At 67.1% G+C, this 22,781-nt stretch carries 16 protein-coding genes; 13 read left to right on the top strand and 3 right to left on the bottom strand.

Annotated elements, in window-relative coordinates:
* From DER29_RS29590 to DER29_RS29610, 5 genes are all read left to right on the top strand, one after another.
* The gene (locus tag DER29_RS29590; protein WP_148710127.1) at positions 1-831 is read left to right on the top strand and encodes a hypothetical protein; all 831 of its coding nucleotides are present in this window, start codon (positions 1-3) and stop codon (positions 829-831) included.
* Positions 815-1,996, top strand: a complete 1,182-nt coding sequence (locus DER29_RS29595; RefSeq protein ID WP_121400982.1) for an ImmA/IrrE family metallo-endopeptidase — start codon at positions 815-817, stop codon at positions 1,994-1,996. The genes DER29_RS29590 and DER29_RS29595 overlap by 17 nt, the downstream gene beginning before the upstream one ends.
* 436 nt (positions 1,997-2,432) lie before the next feature.
* Complete coding sequence (locus DER29_RS29600) at positions 2,433-3,548, top strand: hypothetical protein (protein WP_121401432.1); 1,116 nt, start codon at positions 2,433-2,435, stop codon at positions 3,546-3,548.
* 262 nt (positions 3,549-3,810) lie between these two features.
* Entirely contained in the window at positions 3,811-3,987 is a 177-nt protein-coding gene (locus tag DER29_RS36395; RefSeq protein WP_121400983.1) for a zinc-ribbon domain-containing protein, read from the top strand.
* Positions 3,988-4,670: 683 nt separating this feature from the next.
* Entirely contained in the window at positions 4,671-8,468 is a 3,798-nt protein-coding gene (locus tag DER29_RS29610; RefSeq protein ID WP_148710129.1) for a hypothetical protein, read from the top strand.
* A 40-nt stretch (positions 8,469-8,508) separates the two neighbouring features.
* Here DER29_RS29610 and DER29_RS33990 read toward each other — a convergent pair whose 3' ends face one another.
* Positions 8,509-10,401 carry a helix-turn-helix domain-containing protein gene (locus DER29_RS33990; RefSeq protein WP_148710130.1) on the bottom strand — a complete coding sequence of 631 codons (1,893 nt, stop codon included), beginning with the start codon at positions 10,399-10,401 and terminating at the stop codon, positions 8,509-8,511.
* Positions 10,402-10,647: 246 nt separating this feature from the next.
* On the bottom strand, positions 10,648-11,154 hold the full coding sequence (locus DER29_RS29620; protein ID WP_233600237.1) for a hypothetical protein: 507 nt from the start codon (positions 11,152-11,154) through the stop codon (positions 10,648-10,650).
* Between the two features lie 1,985 nt (positions 11,155-13,139).
* Here DER29_RS29620 and DER29_RS29630 point away from each other — a divergent pair.
* The 6 genes from DER29_RS29630 (at position 13,140) to DER29_RS35690 (ending at position 19,746) form a co-directional block, all read left to right on the top strand.
* Positions 13,140-13,838 carry a tryptophan 2,3-dioxygenase family protein gene (locus DER29_RS29630; protein WP_255421096.1) on the top strand — a complete coding sequence of 233 codons (699 nt, stop codon included), beginning with the start codon at positions 13,140-13,142 and terminating at the stop codon, positions 13,836-13,838.
* The gene (locus DER29_RS29635; RefSeq protein ID WP_199729603.1) at positions 13,835-15,004 is read left to right on the top strand and encodes an aminotransferase class V-fold PLP-dependent enzyme; all 1,170 of its coding nucleotides are present in this window, start codon (positions 13,835-13,837) and stop codon (positions 15,002-15,004) included. Before DER29_RS29630 ends, DER29_RS29635 begins: the two co-directional genes overlap by 4 nt.
* The gene (locus tag DER29_RS29640; RefSeq protein ID WP_121400988.1) at positions 15,001-16,236 is read left to right on the top strand and encodes a tryptophan 2,3-dioxygenase family protein; all 1,236 of its coding nucleotides are present in this window, start codon (positions 15,001-15,003) and stop codon (positions 16,234-16,236) included. The genes DER29_RS29635 and DER29_RS29640 overlap by 4 nt, the downstream gene beginning before the upstream one ends.
* Positions 16,237-16,406: 170 nt before the next feature.
* Positions 16,407-16,898 carry a hypothetical protein gene (locus tag DER29_RS29645; RefSeq protein ID WP_233600239.1) on the top strand — a complete coding sequence of 164 codons (492 nt, stop codon included), beginning with the start codon at positions 16,407-16,409 and terminating at the stop codon, positions 16,896-16,898.
* A 122-nt stretch (positions 16,899-17,020) separates the two neighbouring features.
* Positions 17,021-18,127: an oxidoreductase gene (locus tag DER29_RS29650; RefSeq protein ID WP_158619099.1), complete on the top strand. Its 1,107-nt coding sequence runs from the start codon at positions 17,021-17,023 to the stop codon at positions 18,125-18,127.
* Between the two features lie 848 nt (positions 18,128-18,975).
* Positions 18,976-19,746, top strand: coding sequence for a site-specific integrase (locus DER29_RS35690; protein WP_255421097.1), 771 nt, complete (start codon positions 18,976-18,978; stop codon positions 19,744-19,746).
* Between the two features lie 107 nt (positions 19,747-19,853).
* Here DER29_RS35690 and drmC read toward each other — a convergent pair whose 3' ends face one another.
* Entirely contained in the window at positions 19,854-20,564 is a 711-nt protein-coding gene (gene drmC, locus DER29_RS29660) for a DISARM system phospholipase D-like protein DrmC (protein WP_121400990.1), read from the bottom strand.
* A gap of 165 nt (positions 20,565-20,729) precedes the next feature.
* Here drmC and istA point away from each other — a divergent pair, with 165 nt between their 5' ends.
* The gene (gene istA / locus DER29_RS29665) at positions 20,730-21,959 is read left to right on the top strand and encodes an IS21 family transposase (protein ID WP_121400991.1); all 1,230 of its coding nucleotides are present in this window, start codon (positions 20,730-20,732) and stop codon (positions 21,957-21,959) included.
* Positions 21,959-22,750, top strand: coding sequence for an IS21-like element helper ATPase IstB (istB, locus tag DER29_RS29670; RefSeq protein ID WP_121400992.1), 792 nt, complete (start codon positions 21,959-21,961; stop codon positions 22,748-22,750). The genes istA and istB overlap by 1 nt, the downstream gene beginning before the upstream one ends.
* The last annotated feature ends 31 nt before the right edge of the window (positions 22,751-22,781 follow it).

A 22,781-nucleotide genomic window follows, 5' to 3' on the forward strand; every position in this document is an offset into this window, starting at 1 on the left:
GTGGATCATCCGATCGGCGGTTGGGCTCGGCAACGCTTCGGTGAACGCGCGGAACACATGCGCGATGCCGCGGTAGAGGCATTGCGGGCGGCGGTGATCGACGCGCAGGACGCCCACAAGGAAGGCAAGAGCGACAAGCTCTACACCTTCGGCTGGACACTCGCAGTGCGCAAGTACGAACGGCTGGTCGAGGCGCTGCGGGACATGGACGACGTCCAGTTGGTCCGCCCGGCGGGATCGCCGCACAATCTCGTGCTGTTCGGCGACAACTTGTTCTATCCGTTTCGGTACGCCAAGGACGGCGCTACCGCGCTGAGCGACGCCCGGGTAACCGACGGCCGGGTCAGCGCGATGGTCACCGAACTGTTCCAGCGGTTCGGTCCCGAACCCACCCACCAGGCCGATCCGTTCCCGCTGTTCGCCCCCGATCCCGAGCCCAGCGCCGACGACGACGAGTTCCGGTCAGCGCTGGACATGCTGCCGCCGACGACGAAACTGATCCTGGTCGCGTTCGCCTGCAATGAGCACAGCGGCTTGATCGACGCCGCCTGGGGCGAGGGGGAACTCGTTGACGGCGCAGGCCATCTGCGGTGGCTGCCCGGCTGCTACGAGCCGCTACCGGTCGGCGCCCCCGTGACCGGTTCGCCGGTATCGGTTCCCGAGCCTCGCGTCGCCGGTGACACCGTAGGCAACACCCGGTTCGACAACGGCACCATGCCGACGGTTCCGCTGAGTGCGCGGCCCCCGGTCGAGCGAGCCAACAACGACGTGTTCCCGCCAGTAATCGAGCGGGCTCCGGAAACACTCAAGGCTGATGAAGAGGACCGGTAACCGTCAGCTGTCACTGCTGCCCGGCGCGGAGGCCGACGCCGCTCCGACGCCGGGCGCGGTCGCCCAGGTGTTCGACCCGGCACGGCTGACCCAGGCACGCCATCTGGCCGGTAAGACCAAGAAGGAGGTCGCCGAGGCGGTCGGGGTGACCCCCGCGGCAGTGGGTCAGTATGAGGCCGGAGTCACCAAACCTCGGCCAGACCTGCTCCCGCGACTCGCTGATGAGCTCAACGTGCCGATCGCCTTCTTCGTCGCCGGCCGGCCGCACGCCCGTATCGACGCGTCGGGGGCGCACTTCCGTAGCCTCCGCACCGCACGGGCATGGCAGCGGGACAAGGCGATCGCTCATGTCAATCAGGTGGGTGAGCTCACGTTGGCGCTGGAGAAACGCGTGCAGTTGCCTCTGGTCGACCTGCCTGGGTTCGCCGGCGGGGAGATGCATTCCGGTGTCGAGCTTCCCCGTTCCCCGGTCGAGGCCGCCCGGGCGCTGCGTGCCTACTGGGGGCTGGGGGCGGGCCCGATACCGCATCTGGTCCGGCACCTGGAGGCACATGGCATCGTGGTCAACACTCCACCGCCGGATCATGCCGACCGGGAGGTGGATGCGTTCTCCACCGCCTACCTAAGGCCGATCATGGTGCTCACCGCGAACCGCACCGACGACATCTACCGGTACCGGTTCACTGGTGCCCACGAACTCGGGCACTTGGTCTTACACGGCGACACCGCACCCGGTGACACACAGCATGAACGGGAAGCCGACACGTTCGCCGCAGAGTTCCTGACCCCCCGCTCCAGCATCCTGCCGGAACTGCCCCCTCGCGCCGATCTGCGTCGGCTCGCCGAACTGCAGCGGATCTGGGGAGTCAGCATCGACTCCCTGTTATATCGCTGCCGGGAGGTCGGTCTGCTGTCCGATCAGGCTGCCGGCCGCGCCTGGCGCCGGCTGGCGCAGCTGCGGCAGGAGACGGGTTTCGCCACCGAGTCGGTAGACCGTTATCCCGGTGAACAGCCGGTCATGCTGCGGCAGGCGTTCGAACTCGCCGCACAGGAGACCGGGCTGACCGTTCCTGCGCTGGCTCAGGAACTCGGCTGGTCGGTGGAACGAACCCGCGAAGTCCTCGGGCTGGTGCATCAGCGTCCGGTGCTGCGGCTGGTTCCCTGACATCCTCGCCGCCGCGGGTTGTGTGAGGGAGCCGAGCGACGACCTCGGGTCTTGCTCTGCTGTCTGCCTCTGTCGACAGCGGTCCCGGCGACGCCTTCCCTTCCACCACCCAGGCCACGCCGTTCCGATCAAGTCGCTCGAGTGTCATGATTGCGGACCGACCGGTCACGTAGGACGCAGCGCAGACCACCGCTCCTCGCCGAAGCCGTCTTCTTGACACTCCCGAGGGTGGGCTTCCGGGCGGTGCTCCTTGGCATTGGGGCCATGGTCGTGCTGACCTGCTGTGAGGTGCGGTGGCCGCGCGGTGTCAGTTGGCGCTGACCGGCTAGCGTTGCGCGCGACCGGTAATCGTGGAAGTAGGTGCCGGCCCGGGTGGTCGCTGCTGAGATGTCGGCAGGTTATTGGATCTCGTGCTGAACACGTGGGGAAGCTCGCTATGACCGAAGGTACGGCTGAGGTTGCCGGCCACGATGACGCTGCTGAGCACGCAGTTGTCGAGTACGAGCGGGCCGAGGTTGAGAGGTTCGCCCAAGGGCTGCCCTGGGACGACGTCGTGTCAGGTGACTGGTTCGCGAAGCTGCTCGCGCACGCACTGCATACCTACACCGCGAAGGCCAACGCGCAGTATTTCCGGGACCGATATCCGGGAATGCCGATCGACGGTGTCGTCGATGAGCGGATCAGGGCGGCGGCCCGGAACGCGGCGATCAAAGGCGGACTGTCGGCTAGCGCGTACTCGGCTGCCGTCGTTACCACGATCGGATCCCGCGGAGGCGCATCCCGAGCCGCGTTGCCAGCCGCAGCCGCGTCGCTAATCTACGACGTTGCGTTCGTCACCAGGATGCAGCTCCGCTTGGTCTACGACATCGCGGTCCTCTACCAGATTCCGCTGGACCTGTCGGACCCTGAGGACATGTGGATGCTTGTCCGGGCGATCCTGCCGGTCAAAGCCGGCGAGGTTACCCGGTCGGTGGTGATCAAAGCGGCCCCGGAAGCGGCTCGGCAGGTGGTCAAGCGTTTCTACTCCGGTGCGGCGCTGACCACCGCGAAGAGTTTTCCGATCGTCGGGAAGCATCTCCTGCAGCGGACCGTTATCAAAACCGGCATTCCGGTGCTCGGGGTGCCCACTGCGGTGGTGATGAACCATCGCACGACCAAGGCGGCGGGCCGGCACGCGAAGAAGATCTTCCGGGAGGAAGCGCGGCTGGTCGAACTGGCGCGCCGGCTGTCGCAGCGAACCCGGCATCCGGAGTTGATGTTGTGGGTTGCGTGGATGGTTATCCGGGCAGACCAGAATACGTCTGCCGCCGAAAAGACGCTGTTTCGGTACCTCGGCATGATGGTCCGTGATCAGCACCAGATGTCCGTCGACGAACTCGGGAGCGTTGTTGACTTCCGACCCGGCGACGTGTGGGAACGTCTGGACGCCACGCCGGGGGATTTGAGCGACATCGTCGCCATGGCGGAGGAGATCGCCGTGGCCGATGGCCCGGCCAACGGCTCGGAGCGTGCGGTCCTTGCCGAAGTCCGGGATCGGTGCCGGCGCACCTGACACCACGGTCCCACGGGCTCGCCGAGCGAACCGTTGGAGGTTGCGGGCTTCGGGTCGGCGATGGCGTAGTGCGGGTCGGCGCGCGCCGGCTCCGGCTGCGCGAAGTCCCGGTCCGGCGGCCCTCCGGGGCCGCGATCACGCATTCACGTCCGCAACTCTCAGACCGTCGAGCATATGAGCGGATCATCTGCAGTAGAGTGTCATACCTGCTCGGAAATATGATCATGTGACATCAGTGCCGGCCCCGCGCCGTAGCCCGGAAATGACCGGCAGGCCACTGCGTGAGACCCATCCCCGTCTTCTCGATCAGATTGACCCCGACCTGAACGGCGATCTCGACGTCGCAGCGCTTTCGGCCGGCAGCGGTCGCAAGGTGTGGTGGCGCTGCCCGAAAGGGCCCCATCACGTCGGGCCGGCACCCGTCTCCGGCCGCACCTAAATGTCCAGCGGCTGCCCGTGCTGCCGAGGACTGCGTCCGTCGGTGACCAACTCGCTCGCCACACGGTTTCCCCGCGGTCGCCGCCCAGCTGGATCCCGAGCTCACCGACGGGCTCACCCCCGGTGAGGTGGTGGCAGGCAGCATCAGGAAGGCATGGCGACGGTGCGCCGCCGGACCAGACCAGTCTGGGAAGCCACCGTCAGCAGCCGAACTCAGGGTGAGGTCCCCCCGCTTTGATGGAGGGCCATACTCGTGTCAGCCGACAAGGACGGCCAGTTCGCCGGGGATGTGGCGGCGCTTGCTGATGCGGCGAGCGACAGCTGGGCTTCGACATCGCCGACGAGACCGTCGCGAAAGTCCTGCGATGGACCGTCGCCACTCAGCTAACTGATCAGCTTCGCGCCGGACGGCTGCCCATCTATCGGGTCAGGGCATGCCGGGCAGCTAGGGCCTGCCCAGCCCACATCCAAGCAGCCCGTCTCCCGTAGCTCCGCGCCTGCAACCGATCCTGTGCATCGCTCTCGTCGGGTCGGCTCCGCCGGCCCGGCCATGACGAATGAAGCGGCCATTCCGCCGAGGATCAAGTCAACTGGCGGCGACTGCCGAGACTGAGGCCATTCCTCGGTTTGGCCGCCGATCGCCGTCTTTCTAGGATGGATGGGCAACGCGGAGCGGAGGGGCTGTTGACCATCGGTGCAGTCGAACGCCATGTCCAGGGTGCGGACGAGGAGCACACGCCGCTGGACGGGGACGGCTTTCTCGACGGCGCGGCGGCCAGCATCACGCTGGCGGGGGACCTCGCCGGGCGGCCGGGAAGCTTTGTCCTGCTCGCGCCAGGCGGCGTCGGAAAGTCGATCGTCCTCGACGGTCTGCGGCGGCGGGAGGACGGCTTCGAGGTCGACCTCGTCGGGCTCCGGGGCGCTGACATCGGCCGGGCGATCGGTGCGGCGATCGCGTCCGGGAAACCGATTTACCTCGATTCTCTGGACGAGGCCATGCTTACCGAGCCGGCCCTTGTCCGGCTGGTTAACCGGGCGATGTCCGGCCCCGGGACCGATGGGGTCAAGTGGCGGCTCGCGTGCCGCCCTTCGGCCTGGACCAGTGCATTTGTCGACGGCGTCAAGAATTTCGAGAAACTGCGCCTGCTGCCGATGACGCGTGACGCGGCCCGTCGCCTGCTCGCCTGCCTCGATGTCGACGAGGGCTTTCTGGACGTGCTGGCCGCGGCGGGCCGGAGCCGGTTGAGCGCCTCGTTGTTGCACTTCATCGCGGCGGCCCGACAGTGGCAGGAGGCGGGTCGTGTTCCCGGCCAGCGCGCGGACGCCCTGGAGTCAGAGGTCCAGCGGCTGCTGACCGAGCGGGAGGAGCTTCGGCAGCCGTTACGGACGGGCGCGGACATGCGGCGCCGGACGGCCGGCCGGCTGGCCGTCTTCGCTGCGTTCGGCGGGGTCGGCCGGTTCGCGTTCCGTACTGGCGCGGGTCCGGCCGCCGTCGCGATTGCCGAGTTGCCGACCATGCCCGAGCCGGACCGTCCCGACGCCACGATTGGGGGCGGGGTCTACGCGGAGGTGCTGGGCAGCGCGTTGTTCGACACCGCGCCGCGGGACACTGTCGCCTTCCGACACCAGGAGTACGTTGACTATCTCGCCGCGAAGTACGTGGTGGACCGAGCGCCCACGCGGTCCCAGGTCACCGCCCTGCTCGGCCTGACCGATGGGGTGCTGCCGCGCTCGATCGTCGCGGTCGCGGCGTGGATGGTGGCGCTGCGTCCGGAATTCGCGGACCTGGTGGCGCCCGCCAACGCAGCGGCCCTGGTCGAGTCCGAGGTCGACCTGCCGCCGGCCGCGCGGGCGGCGGTCGTGGACGCGCTGCTCGCGGACGCGCGGGAGCATGACGCGCCACCGCGGTGGTCCCTGGACCTGTCGGTCGTCGTCCACCCCGACCTGGCGCGGCAGCTCACCGACCGGCTGGCGGCCGGGGTCGACCAGCCTCTCGAGGCGTGGTGGCTCTGCCGGCTTGCCCTGGCCGGACGAATCTCGGCGGTCGCCCCCGCGGCACTGACGATCGCGCTCGACGATCGGCTTCCGTCCTGGGTCCGCAGGCCTGCGATCGCCGTGGTGACCGACCTGGGCTCAGCGTCCGAGCGGTCGGCCCTGCTTGACGGCCTGAAGCTCGACCCGGACGCGGACCCAGACGACGAGCTGCGGGCCGGACTGCTTGACGGGCTCTACCCGCAGCACATGACCACCACCCGGCTGCTGCCTTTCGTTACCTGGCCGCGGCGTGTCAACTTCATCGGCGCGTATCGGAAATTCCTCTGGGAGTTCTCCGCCAGGGTTCCGAACGCCGATCTGCCCGAGTTTCTCGCCTGGGCGCGTGCGAGCCTCCAGCCCCAGGTCTCCGTCGAGTCCCGCCGATGGTTGAGCGACGTGCCGATTCGGGTCGTGGAGCGAGCCGTTGCCGCATCCGATGACCCGGCAGTGCTGGGACCCTTGGCCGAACTCGTCGTCGACCTGGCCGGACACATACGCGTCGGCGCGCACTGGGTGCTAGACACCGCCCGGCGCCGGCATCTCGCCCTCGCCGCGGCGGCGCGACTCGACGAACAACGATGGACCGTCCTACTCCAACTCGGTCTCGTGACCGCCGACGACATCGACTGGCTGACGGACGCGATCAACGATCAGCGAGCCACCGGACAGGATGTCCTGGCGCGGTGCCTTCAGCGGCTGACTGCCCCGCCTGCCCCGACAGACGACGAGCAGGAAACCGAGGAGCAGGAAACCGAGGACCGGCCCGACGCTACGGCACTGCGAACAGCGATCTCGGCTGCCCGCCAGGACCTCGCCGCGTGGGCCGACATCCCGATCGCCCTGATGCCAGATAACGAACAACCTGTACCGCTGTTCTCCTGCGACCTCACTGCCAGGCGGGGCTGGTCGCTGCTGACTAGCGACGAGCAGCGAGAGGTCCTCAACCGGGGCATCGAGTACGTGACTGGGCGTTCGCCCGACCCGGGCCTGTGGCTGGGCAGGGCCTCGATCGGGCTCGACGTCGTCCGCGACTGGTCCGGGGTGTACCTGCTAACGACGCTGGCCCGCCACGCACCAGAGCGCCTCGGCGACCTCCCGCTGACGGCGTGGGCGCGATGGGCGCCTGCCATCGCCAACGCCTGGGCCCACGACGATAAGGACCTGCTCGGGGATCTCGTCGACCTCGCTCCCGCCGAGGCGACGGCCGAGATCCGCAACGCAGTGCGGGTCGCGCTCGACAGCCGCGTCGAATGGCGACGCACACCCCTCTACGAGTACTTCGCCCGGGACCTGGCGCCCGACCTGGCCGCCATCCTGCCGCAGCGTCGCTACCCTGACGACCAGAACGCCGACGTTCTCGCCTTCCTGATCGAGCATGACCCGCAGATGGCCACTGTCGGGGCCCGATCGGTAGCGAACGGAGACGACTCGCAGCTGTCCCGCGCCGCGAACCGACACCTCGCCCATATCGACAGCCTCGGTACGATCAACCGCCTGCTGAACGAGCCGACCCTACCCGGCGCATTCCTAGAACTCCTTGAGAGTCTGCCGCTGGACACGGTCGACGACGGCCGCCTGGCCGACCTGATCTGCCTTTTGCTCGATCGGCTCCCGCTTGCTGACGACCCGCGGGAAAGTGAGGACTCGCTCGACAGCCCGGCGCAGCGGGAAGCCCGCATGCTCAACCACATGGTCGAGATGCTGGCCATGCGCGGCCTCGCCACGGAGCTCAAGGTGCTGGCCGACGGGCAGCCGCCGCAAGCGCAGGCGCTCATCCGCCACCACCTGCGCAAGGCCCGCCAGATCGCGGCCGACAATGCCCAGACCCACCTCAACCCGACCAGCCTGCTCGACCTGCTCGGCCGCTCGGATCTACGGCTCATCCGCAACTCCGGTGACCTGATCGGTGCCCTGATGGACCACCTCGACGACCTGCAGCACGAACTCTCGCGCAACAACGGCTTCCGCGACCTGTGGTCACCGAACGGCAAAAACCTCGGCAGCGAGGACGACATCACCGACTGGTTGCGGCGCCGCCTGACCGACCAACTCGGTCGGGACCGCGTCATCCTCACCCGGGAGCCTCAAGTCGAACGCATCGCGGTCAAGGGCTCCGGCACGCGCATCGACCTGACCGCAGGCACCCCGACCAACACAGCGCCCGTCGGAGTCGCTGGAGCGATCATCGAGGCGAAGCTGGTCAGCAACGCCGAGGTACCCACCGCACTACGAGATCAGCTCGTGCAGCGATACCTCGCGGCAACCGGCCAGCGGCACGGCATCTATCTCGTGTACTGGCTTCCACCCGAACAACGGAGCTCCAGCTCTCGGAAGTACGCCGACAAGGAGGAACTCCTCGACGACATGCGGCGCTGGGCCGCGGAGGTGGCGCCGCAGTTCGACGTGAGCGTCTACGTGCTCGACGTCAGTTGGCCGAAGCGTCAGTGATGACGAGGCGCGACGTAGAGGTCCTGACGGCGGCTGCCGGTTACAGCGGCCAGTCAGTAATCTCGGCGAACAGGGCTTCCGAGTCGATGTTATGGTGTCCCCACCCAAGGGCCAGCTCGTCGAGACCCTCGGCCACAATTCGGCGCTGTGAGGCTCGATTGAGTCCGAAGGGGCCCACGACCCGCAGCCCTGTCTCTGATCGGAATACTTCCGACGTCTCTCCTAGGATCGAAAGATCAACGGCCTCTGCCAGGCTCAGTTGGCGATAGCCGCCACCGCTGTCGGCGCGTGTGCCTGCTCGCAGGTGCATTTCGATGAACGGCGGTGCAGCCAGTGGCAGATCGTCGTAGGAGACTGCTAGGGCAGTCGGCAGGGCAAGCGCGGTGCTCCATGCCGAGGTCAACACCTCGATGACCTCTGGGAGCGAGAGCCTAATGTCCGCTTCCTCTGTTAAGGAGGCTCCCGAATCCATGAGGGCGTTACGCCACGCAGCCAGACCGATACTCAGATCCACATATCCGATCACAGACGATGAAGAGCGAAGGGTGCCGAGTTGGAGAATCGCGTTTGCTGCCAGCGCTTGGGCGCCATCAGGTGCGGCAAGGCGGGCGCGCATATGTGAAGTCGTGCCGGAGTGGTAGGTGTGCTGCCCGTCCGCTGGCTGCCAAGGCGGTAGGGCGATCCTGGCGCCACGACGGGCGGAAAGGCTTGACAGCACCGCTGCGAACCCGGTGCCTGCCAGCACAGCTTGGTGGTCCGCCCGAACCGCCCTCGACAAGGAACGAGAGCGCTGCGGATACCCTTGCCACGAGATGTCGAGCACGGCACGGACGACGACGTCTACGTGACCGCCGTTGGGCCAGTGACTGTTGTAACCTACTTGGAAGTCAAGCTGCGGAATGGGGCGCCACATCCACGGCTCGTGCGGCGATGAGCGGCTAAGGCGGCCTGCTCGCCAGCTTCCGCCGTCGAGTTCCACTACCGTGGCATCACGGTCAATAATCAACGGCGTCCCGTCGGCTGGCGTTTTTGGCAACCCGATCTTGCTGATGCTGAGTTCTCGATTCGCATCGCCTCCGGCGCGGCACATGCTCTCCCAGATCTGATCCGGCACGACCGCGCAGCCGTGACCGGGTAACGCGGACAAGATTGCCCCGGGTTGCTCGCTGTTGCCCGAAAGTGGCTGCATGAAGCCGGGGCCAAGCGGAGTAACGGCCTCGGTTGGGTGACCGAGGACTGATTCACCGCCTGCTGCGGCATATGCGGTCTCGAAGTTTCGCCTCATCGCGCCTGACCCAACGCCGACAAGCGGAACCTGTGGCTTCCCCCGCATCGGTAGCGCTGAGGCGACGGCTTCATGAAGTGCCCGGACGGTGCTCTCCCGCGGGCCGTCCAACGCGTTCCATCCTGCCGAGAGCAGCTTTTGAAGGTCGCCGCGCGAGAGCCAATGCGTGGCGTCGCCGTCCCGGATGGGCACCCCGACGGCAGTCGGCGCTCTCCTCCCATCGAAAATGTCCGCAATGAACGGCTTGGCCGATTCGTGCTGACGCGGAACATCGATGGCCAGCACGCCCTTGTCATCATCGATCGGAACGAAGGTGATGTTGAGTCCTCTGATGTGCGGCTGGACCCGTTCCCGCGCCAGCTTGCGGTAGCGGTCAAGATCCACGAGGCCGCTCGGCACCGGCCGAAGCTTCTCGATGATTTCGCGGCCGCCTTCACGTCGGGTTGAAAACCCGACTAGGAGTAGGCCGCCGCTTCCGTTCGCGAACGCGGCAACGTCCTTGGCCAGTTCTGCTGCGCTTCCGGGATCATCGAGCCGGTACGGCCCTGACTTGACATCGAGCCAGGCAGATTCGGGCAAGCCAACAAAGCGAGCCAGCTGACCTGTCAACAGCCAAGTTCGAGCTGACTCAATCCCACCAGTCTCCACCGCACCAGTGTGAATCCTCGGCCGGATGACGGGTGCAGGGGCCCCGGGGCGGGTAGCAGCAGCATGTCCGTGCGACAGTGGGAGACGTTGAACCTGTACTTAAGTCGAGTGGCGTTCGTAGTTGCGGATCAGTCGCCATGGGCGGTCAGCCAGGCCAGACTGCGCTCGACGATCAACCGCGGACGATCACACGACACGGCGCAAATTTGGTCAGATCGCCTACGTAAGGCCACCGGCGCGTGCCGGCTATCGCTGACCGGGTGCCGTGTCGGCCTGCGTCCACAGGTCTCGAAGCGGCGTCCACGAGGATGCCAGATCATTCCAGTAGCAGGTGAAGACTCCTGCGAGCGGTTTCGTGGGGTCGCTCCACCAGATCGCGGCCACGACGTGTCCAGCTCGATCGCCTGAGGGAATTCGATAGGCGTACTCGATGTACTGGACCCTTCGGCCGGCGGCGATCTGCTGCTGCGTCGGGGCCGTCACACCTGCCGCCAGGCCCGGAGTGCTCATCGCTTGGATGCGGTATCGAGCGTGGGCGGCATCCCTGTCGGTGAGGTTGCGATAGGTGATCCAGTAGCTGGCGACGATGCCGGCCGTGCAGCGTGTGCGGGTTGTTTCGCCGTTGCTGCGCTGGGCCTCGCTGATGGCGTCGGTCGAGCAGCCTCCGATGCCGAGCCAGGGGCTGGCGAAGTCGGCGATTTCGGGTGTCGGCAGGCGGGCGCGGTTGACGGCTGCCTGACGTTGGGAGAACAACGCCCCGGCGGGTGGGGTGGGTGCGGTTGCCGCCGGTGTGTGACGGGCCTGAGTCAGTACCCATGAGTGGAGCCCGAATCCGATGGTGGCGCCGGCTAGCAGAACCGCCAGAGCGAGTGCCGCAGTTCCTCGCGCCCACCGCCGGCGCCGGCCATGCCCAGGGGCGGAGGTATCGGAGCGTTGGCAGTCGGGGCGCGGTGGGTCCGCCGTTGTGCCCATGCCGTTGTCGGGTGGCGGCGACGCCGCGGGGCGTACGGGTGAGAGCGCAGGCACCCGGCCGGGCGCGGTTGCCGGGACGTCCTCGGTCGAGGATGGCCAGACTGCCCGGTCCGGGTGCGGCGTCGTCATCGGCTACTCCTTGCTGTCGCAGATGATGTGAGCGCGGCTCAACGGGTCTTGCGGCGACCGGCCATCAGCAAGCCCACACCGGCTACCAGGGCCACGCCTCCGGTGCCGACGAGCGGAGCGACACTGCCGCCCGTGACCGGCAGCGACGGTCCGGGGTCTGCGCGGGGAGCCTCCCGTCCACCGCCGCTCTGCGCGGTGCCCGCGCCTGGCTGAGGCCCTGTGTCCCCACCTCGGGACGGCTGGTTTGACGGCCGAGGGCTTGCCGAGGTCGGCTCCGGCGGGGGAGGGGAGTCGGGCGGTGGGGTGCTCGGATCGGGGCCTGGCGGAGGGGTCGGCTCCGGCGGGGGAGTGGTGGGATCCGGCGCGGGCGGCGGGTTCGTCGGATCGGGAGCTTCGGTGACTGTCGGCTCCGCCGCCGCAGAGGGCTTGGTCTCCTCCGGGGATCGCCGCGGCGTGGGTTCATCGGTGCCGACGGTCGTGGCTGCGGCAGCCGGTGGGGTCGCCTCGGCCCAGGCAGGTGACGCGAACAACGCCACGGCCGTCAGAGTAGAAGCAATGACCGCTGCGGCAGTCAGGTGTTCTCGCCCCCAGGACGCATAGGAATTCACGAACTCGTACCTCTCCATCTCGGAAATGTCATGCGGTGGGGCTCGTTTCGCTGCTGCCGCGACCGCTAATGCCGGTTGGACGCTAGCGCCTCCTGGACTTAAACACTAGTTCGCTCTTCGTCGGAAACTGCTAGAGAGGCGGCTGTTTCCGCAGCTCAACCTGTCTCTCGAAGGTTGTTGGCATCGCCTGATATGCGGCTAGCTTTAGTCGCATTCATGGACACCAACGTGGGTGTTGTGGTGGATTCGTTGCCGGTTGGACCCGGTCCTCGACAAGGGGGGAGGGACGTGGGTCTGTGGCTCGTCGTATTGCTGCGTCGGGTTGATGTTCTGCGCCCCCAGATTGGTATCGCCGACGAATGAGGATTCGAGTAACTCAACCCGCCGCGGATGTGAGGTGCCGCGGCCGACAACGGGCAACCGCCGCACTGGTGTCGGTCGGCACCACCGGGCGACACCGCGCGGCCCCGCCTCTTCACCGGGCTACAGGCAAGCTGCTCGTGCTTTTCAGTCTCACGGTGTTGGCCCTGATCGGCTGCGCACGGGTCGACGCCAAGCCCCGCTCCGCACCCGCACGCACGTCTGCCGCCTCCTCGCCGGGCACCGCCGGGCGGCGGCCAGCCGCAAGCTGCCTACCGACGCGTCGACGCGTGGTGCGCGGTACTGGACTCCCGGCCCGCCGGCGAAGTGATGGACCCGGCAAGAACGCGACCACCAGGCGCCAACGTCCCGCTCACGAAAGAACCACCCGTCACGAACAACGCGACCCTCGGCGCCGACGCCCATCGCAACGACGTGAGGGCCACCTACGACACCAACCTCTGCCTCGCCGTGTAGGCCCGCGGTCCTGCGTGGCAAGGCCGCTTCATACCGAGCCGATGCCACACGAGGCAGCCGTCGCCCTGGCCTCGCGGCACGCCTGACCCCTCGCACCGATCAGCGCACACCTCCCAGGCACCGCCACACCGCGACAGCGCCGAATCAATCAACGCGGAGGACCACATCGTGTCCACGACATCTCTGCCCGCCGTGCTGCCCGGTCCGGGCCGCACCGACTACGCCCGCTACATGCGCACCGACGAACTGCTGTCACTGCAACGCGGTCCCACCGAGCGGGCCCACCCCGACGAGCTGCTGTTCCAGGTCGTCCACCAGGCATCCGAGCTGTGGTTCAAGCTGATCCACGATGACCTGGCGCGGGCGCTCCAGCACATCGCCGCTGACCAGCCTGGCGCGGCCGACATCCTCATTCAGCGAGCGGCGTTGAGCCTGCGGCTGGTCACCGAGCAGCTGCACATTCTCAGGCACCTGCACCCGGCGCGGTTCGCCGCCTTCCGCAGCGCCTTGGGCAACGGCTCCGGCTTCGAATCCCCCGGTTGGAAGCATCTGCGCGACGCCACCACCGAACTCGACATCGCCTTCAGCCGGATGCTCGCCTCCCTCGACCTCACGCCGGTTGACCTTCACCGCGGCGAACCCTCCGACCCGCTGTACCGGCTCGCCGAGACGCTGGTGACCCTCGATGAGCAGATCGCGTTGTGGCGCACCGAGCACTACACCGTCGCCACCCGCATCATCGGCCACGGTGTACTCGGTACCCGTAACACTCCGGTCGACAGCCTGGCCCGCCTCATCTCACACCGCCGCTTCCCCACTTTGTGGGAGGCACGTAGCGAGCTGACCGAGTCCAGCCCGCGGGGCCGCCAGAGTCGGCAGGGCCCGCGATGAACGCCGCCACCGCACCCCTGCCAGCAGCGGTCCGCGGCCGGTTTCCGAGCCTGGAACAAACGACGCACTTGGCCGCCTGCAGCATCGCCCCCCGCAGCAGCGACATGGACCAGGCGCTGACCACGATGTTGGACGACCTGGCCCGCCCCGGCTTCTGGGGCGCCGCCGAAGAGCAGGTATCCGACGCCCGATGTCGCTTCGCCCGGCTCATCGGTGCCGAGGTCGATCAGGCGGCGATCCTGCCCAACGTCAGCATCGCCGCCCACCAGGCGGTGTCCGGCCTGCGATGGCGCCGACGACGCGACCTGCTCACCACCACCGCCGAGTTCCCCGGCGTCGCCCACGTCTGGTTGGCGCAGGAGAAGCGAGGCGCACGGGTGCGCTGGTGCGGCACCCCCACCGGCCGGGTCACCTCCGCCGACTACCTGCACGCCATCACCACCGACACCGCGCTCGTGTCCGTACCCGCCGTCACCCACCGAGACGCGACACGCCTGAACATCCGACGCATCGCCGACGCCGCCCATGCCGCCGGCGCGACCGTGATCGTCGACGCCTACCAGGCCGCTGGCGTGATTCCGCTGCACGTCGACGCCCTGCGCTGCGACTACCTTCTGGCCGGCACCGGGAAATACCTGCTGGGCCTGCCCGGCCTTGCCTTCCTCTACGCCCGCCATCCGAAAGAGTCCACGCCAGCCCTGACCGGCTGGTTCGGGCGGTGTGACCCGCATGCACTCGACCCGACCCGGCTCGACTTCCCCACCCATGCCCGCCGGTTCGAGACCGGCACACCGTCAGTAGCCGCGGCCTACACCGCAGTCGCAGGGCTGTCGCTCATCGAGAACCTGAACCTGGCGGCGGTCCGCACGCACACGCAGCGGCTCCTCGCCTGCGCCGCAGACCGCCTGACCGCCCAAGGCGAAATCGTGCATCTGCCGCCAACGCCCGACGAGCGTGGCGCGCACCTCGCGCTCATCGAGCCCCACGCCTGGGCGATGGCCGCATGGCTCGACAACCACGGCATCACCGTCGCACCCCGCCGCAACGTCATCCGCCTCGCCACACACGCCTACACCAGCGACAGCGACATCGACGCGCTCTGCGACGCCATCGCCGTCTACCGAGTCAAGTCCCGCACCCGCACCCCGATCGGAGCATCGCGATGACCACCGCCGAACCCGTGCGCCGGTGGCTCGCACAGCGCCGTCCCTCGGCCGACCGCTTCCCGTACGACGCGGTCGTCACCGCCTACCAGCACCACGGCAAACACTTCGTACCCGACGAGTGGACACGCGCCTTAGCCGCCGCGAGAGACCGACTCCCACAGCTCATCGGCACCAACACCAGGTACCTGTCCGCATTCCTCGCCTGCGCGCTCGACAAGGTCGACGGGACCTACGACTACCGCTCCTACCTCGGCCTGGCCCTCCTGCGGCTACCCGGTCCCGACCAGGTGCCGCGCACGGCAGCACAGCAGCTCGCCCGGCGCGACCGCCTGCACGTAAACCTGCTGACCGACCTCATCGCCTTCGAACTACGAGCCGCCTACAACGAGCACACGCCGCTCCCTCAGATGCGCCCGGCACCCGCCCTGGTGGCCAAGCGGCTGCGACACGCGGTACGCGCGGCGATGCCGGCACTGCGCCGCCTCAGCCTCGTCGAGCACACCACGGACAGCTCACAGGTCACCCTGGCCCGGCGCGTCGTTGCCGCCGTCAGCATGGTCCTCACCGCCGAAGACCGACGCGCCCTGCAAGTCAGCATGCTGCCGGTCCACATCGCCCACGACGAGTGGATGTTCATCCGCGTCCTGCAAGCCTTCGAGACAACCTTCGCGCTCCTGGCCACCGACCTCACCGACGTCATCACCGCCGTGGAGGCCGGACAGGTACCGCGAGCCGCGAGCAGGTTGTCCGCAGCGGCATCGCTGCTACGCGAGAGCGCATCGCTCTGGCCTCTGATGGCCACCATCCAGCCCGCCGCGTTCCACGCCTTCCGCACGTTCACCGAGGGCGCCAGCGCTATCCAGTCCCGCCACTACAAGATCGTCGAGTCCCTGTGCCGTACACCCCGCAACGCACGCCTCAACTCTCCTGCCTACCTGTCAGTGCCCGAGGTCCGCACAGCGATCATGCACGGCCAGGTCAGCCTCGACGATGCCCTCAACGCCGCCCAGCAGTCGGCACCCGACCCGATGCTCGGGGCCGCGATGCGCGAGTTCGCCGCAGCGATCAACCAGTGGCGGCAGACCCACTACCGGCTCGCTGTGCGCATCCTCGGACCCGAACGAAGCGGCACCGGCTACACCGAAGGCACCCCATACCTACGCGACGCCCGCCAGGAACCGGTCTTCCACCACTGCCCCACCGCTCAACCGGATGCCGGAGCGGAGATATGAGCACCGCGCCCGCCTCGCCGGCCTTCTGCCCGGCTCCCGGTGCCGCAGCAGCCCCGGGCGACACCGGCCCTCATGCCCCCGGTCGGTGACGACACCCCACGTCTTCCCGACTACCAGCGCGCCGCCCCTCCCGGCCGCTGCAACTGCCCGTACGACAACCAGGAGGACGAATGTTTCCGCTCAACCCCACCCGGCCCGACGCCGACGGGCCGCAACTCGGCACGAAGACACCGCGGCTCCTGGCCGCCGCGGTCACCCTGCTCCTGACCGCCGCGGCTCTCGTCGTGACGACCGTACCCGCCCAGGCCGCCTCCGGCTGCCGCAGCGCCCCGTACAGCGCGAAGTTCGGCATGCACGACCCGTACGACATGTTCGTCGGTATGGAGGACGCCTACTTCCCACGCTCCGGCAGCTACCGCACCACGAGCCAATGCCGGGACATCCAGGTCAAGAACACCGGGAACGGCGGCGCCTGGGGCGGTCCCTTCTGGGCCTGCGTGGTGTGGGTCGGCCGGGCAACCTGCGCCAACGGCTGGACCTACATCCCTGCCGGACAGTGGCGCAACCTCGCCACCAACGTCAAGGACGGAACCCGGTTCTACCTGTTCATGCAGACCAACCTCGGCACCTACAACGCCGCGTACGGGGTCGGTGAATGGTGAACCAGGAAAAGACCGTGCCGGCTGCCCCACCTCAGCTGGCCGGTGCAGGGGGGATAACGTCCGGACCTCGGTCCGGCGCTGCCCTCCGGGCAGCCAGCGAAGCTCGGCAGGAGCCGGTCGACATGCAGGGAAAAATCGCCGTGATCACCGGCGCGAACTCGGGCATCGGCTACCACGCCGCTCGGCAACTAGCCGCAGCAGGCGCCACCGTCGTCCTAGCCTGCCGGCATCCCGGCAGGATGGCAGATGCCGCCCGAGCCATCCGAAACGCACACCCCAACGCCGAGATCGAACAGGTCACGATCGACCTGGGAAGTCTCCAATCCGTCAGAGCCGCAGCGAACGCGATCACCAACGACCACCCGCACGTCGACGTGCTGATCAACAACGCGGGACTACTTGGCGAGCCTGGATGGCGCACCCTCGACGGCGTTGAGTCCTGCTTCGGCGTCAACCACCTCGGCCACTTCGCCCTCACCGGACTGCTGATGGACCGCCTGCTCGCCGCCCCGGAGGCCAGGATCGTCACCGTCAGCAGCACCGCCCATCGAGTCGCGAACCTCGACCCACAAGACTGGCCCAACCCGCAGGTCACCGACACTTTCCGCGCCTACGCCGCGAGTAAACTGGCGAACCTCCTCTTCGCCTACCACCTCCACCGCCGGATCATCGCCGCCGGCGTCGCGATGCGCAGCATCGCCTGCCAACCAGGCTGGGCCACCACACAACTCCTGTCGCCAGGGGCCGGGAGCGTAAGACACCGAGCAGGCCTGGCGACGTTGCGAGCGATCGGCGCAATCGTTGCGCAGCCACCAGAGGCCGGAGCAAGCTCCCTACTGCTCGCCTCTACCGCCGACGTTTCGTCCGGCGCCTACCTCGGCCCCACACAATGGTGGCGCACCCGTGGGCCGGTCGGCCTCGAAACCTCTAGCGCCGATTCCCATAACGCTGCTGCGGCGCGTCTGCTCTGGGACTTGTCAGTAGATATATCCGGCGTCGACTTCCCACAACTGTCAACCGCCGCGGCGACTCGCCCTGCCGTGCCTGAGGGTGTGTCGGCTTGGACGCAACAATCCTGGTCGCCCATCGCAGGTGGGGAGTCAGCAGATAATATCCTAGGACGCTTTAGCGATTTTTCGTCAGCTCACACCTGTCGGTGGCCCTTTGGGCTGCTGTTCAGGAACGCCCTGCTGCGATGCTGGCGGACTGTAGGTCGATGGCAGTGCTGATAAGGGAGGTGGGGAGCGCCTATGGGTGGCAATTCGCCTAAACGAGCGCCTGGCATGGGGGAGGGTCACCCGCCCGAGGGGGCGGATGCCGAAACCTCTGTTCAAATGCGCCATCAAGGTCTTCCCCTTTCGCGTCTTATCGGCAGCGTAGAGAGATCATCAATTTACTATTGCGTCACCCCTATCGACGATCGCGGCCGGTTGGCCGACCGGTCACCGCTTCGCATTATGCGGTGGCTTCCGATGCAGTCCATCGAATATGCAGTGAACTCGGAATCAGTAACCGTTACAGAATCAGAGTCCGGAAGATGGAAGATTAACAGGCAAGGCCATCTGTACCTTCCATCTGGGATCCGATTCGCCATCGGGGTGAGACCAATAGATCGTCTACTGATTGCGGCGGACCTGCAAGGCGCAAGACTTCACCTATTCACGATGGACAGACTCGATCGGGCGCTCGGGATTCATCAGCCTTCACGAGATGGAGACGGATTGTGACACGCGACTCAAGTGAGCGATCGGGAGGTGGAGCAGAACTGGAGGCAGTGCGGCTGCTGCTCGAACGGCTGGGGGTGACCGCTGAGGAAGTCTTCAAAGGCGCAAAGCGCCCAGACAAAATGCCGACGTTTGACGAACAAATCGAAAGGGTTTCCCACGCTGTCTCCGCAGGCACTCGGCGTGTTTATCGAACCTACTGGAAGAAGGTGGGACAAGTTTGGGGGGACCGGCGTATCGACGAACCGTCCCCCATGGAGATCAGGCAACTCGCTGAATTCGTTAGAAGAAACGTCGTTGTGAGGCGAAACTCTCGTGGTGGAAGAACCGCTGCAGAGCACTTCATCTCTGCAATGCGCTGCCTATATGCCTACGCGGTGGCCGATGGGCTGATCTCGGAAACGGCCAATCCTGCCGCGCGTGTCGCCAAACCCCGTCGCCTAACTAGCACTCGCCGGGCTCTTTCCGACAATCAACTATTGGAGATCAACGAGGCGGCAGCAATGAGCGGAAACGATCCCCAACTTGACGCTCTCTTGCTCAGGCTGCACGAGGAAACCGCCTGCAGAAGAGCTGGCGCCTTGGCCCTTCGTCCAGACGATCTAGACCTGGACGGATGTCTTGTTCAACTTCGCGAGAAGGGTGAGACAGTGCGGTGGCAGCCGATCTCGCCTACATTGGCACGTGCGCTCGCTCATCACAACGAGGACCGAGGGCTCAACAACACCGATGGCCAGTTGTTGAGGTATCGCAATGGGGCGCCAATTACGCGTCGACGGTACGACTACATCTGGCAACGGTTGGGCAAGTCCTTGCCGTGGGTTGCTACGCAGCAGGTCAGCACTCATTGGCTTCGTCATACGACTCTTACCTGGGTAGAGCGCAACTTCGGATACGGCATCGCGCGCGCCTACGCAGGGCACGACGGTAGGTCTGCTGCGGGGACGACAACAACCTACGTTAAAGCGGATATATATGAGGTAGCGAAAGCGCTCAGCGCGCTCTGCGGTGAACAGCACCCGCTGGTTGCGGTGCAAGGCTCCGGAGCGGCGTGGCCAAAACCCTCTCGGTGTGCCGACGAACCGCCGGCCGCACCATCATGGTTCGAGGAGCCCCGGGCCTAAGCCTCGATCCACCGATGAAGGTCGGCTCGACCGGACCCGGCTATAGAAAGTCGGCGGAATTGTGATACGCGGCATCGGGTGATCTTGGTAAGCCGCGCGTGCACCTGTCAGGTCACTTGCTCGTAGAGCACCCCGTGCTTGCTCCGCATGAGGGCTTCGATCGACGCGGCGAGGTTGGTGTCGTGCACCAGCAGCCCCAGTTCGATGTTGGTGTTCTCGGCGCTGTAGGAGAAGTTCGCGCTGGTCAGCAGCGTGATCACGCGGTCGACGACGATGAACTTGGCGTGGCTGACCAGCGGATGGTGGCCTCCGGGCGGGGTCAGCGTCCGGAGTACGGTCGCCTTCGGCAGATGGGCCGCGACGGCTGCCGGGGAGCCGGCGAGGGCGTCGAGGTACACCGTGACGCTCAGGCCGGGGCGCCGTGCGGCGTTCTTGAGGGCAGTCCACATGCCCGAGTGCGGCGTGAAGTTGAAGCTGGAGCAGACGATCGACATGCGTGCGTCGTCGATGATGCGCTGAGCTTCGCTGGTGAGACGGCCGGTCGTGGCTTCGACGCCGGGCATGGTCCAGACGGGGGAAATGGCGGTCCAGACGGATCGTGCGCCGGCGATGGCCCGGAGTACGGCGACCGAGTTGTCCCGGCGCTCCGGACCGAGTTCGGCCGCGAGGAGTAGGCGCTTCGCCTCGCCGCGGCGGGCGGCGTGTACTTCTTTCAGTGCCTGGCCAGAGGTGCCGCCGGCTTGTAGGACGGTGGCGAGTCGTTGTGCCTCGTAGGCGGTCAGGAAGGCGCCGAGCGCCGTGTAGGGGTCAGTAGACATCGATGGCGCCGAAGAAGCCGGGGACCCGTTCGTCGTCGATGGTGGGCAGAGTGAGCAGGAATCTGCGGTCGAGGAATCGGTTGGCGCGTTCGCAGTGTCGGCGACGCGTGAAATCGGACCCCGGATCGGCGGGTGAATCTGGACCCCTCTTCGAGGATCGTAGGGGTGTTGAGCATGGAGGACTGGGCGGAGATCCGTCGTCTTCATCGGGCTGAGGGGATGCCGATCAAGGCGATCGCCCGCAAGCTTGGGGTGGGTCGTAACACGGTTCGGCGGGCGTTGGCCGCCGAGGGGCCGCCGAAGTACCAGCGGCCGGTGAAGGGTTCGATCGTGGATGCGGTGGAGCCGCAGATCCGGCAGTTGCTGCGGGAGTGGCCGTCGATGCCGGCGACGGTGATCGCCGAGCGGATCGGTTGGACGCGGTCGTTGACTGTGCTCAAGGAACGAGTTCGCGTGTTGCGGCCGTTGTTCACGGTGCCGGATCCGGCGCAGCGGACGGAGTATCTGCCGGGTGAGCTGGTGCAGTGTGATCTGTGGTTCCCGCCGGCGGACGTGCCGTTGGGGTTCGGTCAGGTCGGTCGGCCGCCGGTGCTGGTGATGGTGTCGGGGTATTCGCGGTGGCTGTCGGCGGTGATGCTCCCGTCGCGGCAGTCGGCGGATCTGCTGGTTGGGCACTGGACGCTGATCTCCGGGTGGGGGCGGGTGCCCAAGGCGTTGGTGTGGGACAACGAGTCCGCGGTCGGGCAGTGGCGGGCCGGCAGGCCTCAGCTGACCGAGGCGATGAACGCCTTCCGCGGCACCCTCGGCATCAAGGTGATCCAGTGCCGGCCGGCGGATCCTGAATCGAAGGGCCTGGTCGAGCGGGCCAACGGCTATCTGGAGACCTCGTTCCTGCCCGGACGCCGCTTCGCCTCACCCGGCGACTTCAACGCCCAGCTCACCGAGTGGTTGGTGCGGGCGAACAACCGTCAGCATCGGGTGTTGGGCTGTCGGCCGGCTGAGCGGTGGGACGCCGACCGGCAGGTGATGCTGCCGCTGCCGCCGGTCGCGCCGGTGGTCGGTTGGCGGCAGAGCACCCGTCTGCCCCGCGATCATTACGTGCGCTTGGACGGCAACGACTACTCGGTGCACCCGTCGGTGGTTGGCCGGCGGGTCGAGGTCACCGCCGACTGCGACCAGGTGACGGTGTTCTGCGACGGTCGGGTGGTGGCCCGGCATGACCGCTGCTGGGCGAAGCATCAGAGCATCACCGACCCCGTCCACCGCCAAGCCGCCGCTGACCTGCGCGTCGCCGCTCAACGCACCCCGACGGCCGCCGTCGACGCGCAAGTCGAGCGCCGGCCGTTAAGCGACTACGACCGCCTGTTCGGCCTCGACGTTGAGGTGGCTGCGTGATGGCCACCAAGACCAACAGCCGCAACCTGGCCTCGGAGATCGCGTTTCTCACCCGTGCCCTGAAGGCGCCGTCCCTGGCCGCCTCCGTCGAGCGCCTGGCCGAGCGGGCTCGGGCAGAGTCGTGGACGCATGAGGAGTTCCTCGCCGCCTGCCTGCAACGCGAGGTCGCCGCCCGCGAAGCCCACGGCGGTGAGGGCCGCATCCGGGCAGCCCGCTTCCCGGCCCGCAAGAGCCTGGAGGAGTTCGACTTCGACCACCAACGGTCGTTGAAGCGGGAGACCATCGCCCACCTGGGAACCCTCGACTTCATCACCGGCCGAGAGAACGTCGTGTTCCTGGGCCCGCCCGGCACTGGCAAGACCCACCTGTCCATCGGCCTCGGGATCCGGGCCTGCCAGGCCGGACACCGGGTCGCGTTCGCCACCGCAGCCCAATGGGTCTCTCGCCTCGCCGACGCCCACCACGCCGGCCGCCTGCAAGACGAACTGGTCAAGCTCGGCCGGATCCCGCTGCTGATCGTCGACGAGGTCGGCTACATCCCCTTCGAAGCCGAAGCCGCGAACCTGTTCTTCCAGCTCGTCTCCAACCGCTACGAACGAGCCTCGCTGATAGTCACCAGCAACAAGCCCTTCGGCCGCTGGGGCGAAGTCTTCGGCGACGACGTCGTCGCCGCAGCCATGATCGACCGCCTCGTCCACCACGCCGAGGTCATCTCCATGAAGGGCGACAGCTACCGACTCAAAGACCGCGACCTCGGCCGCGTCCCCCCAGCCACCAAGACCAACGACTGAGTAAGGTCACACACAGGCAAAGGGGTCCAAA

Source organism: Micromonospora sp. M71_S20 (assembly GCF_003664255.1).
Taxonomy (GTDB): domain Bacteria; phylum Actinomycetota; class Actinomycetes; order Mycobacteriales; family Micromonosporaceae; genus Micromonospora.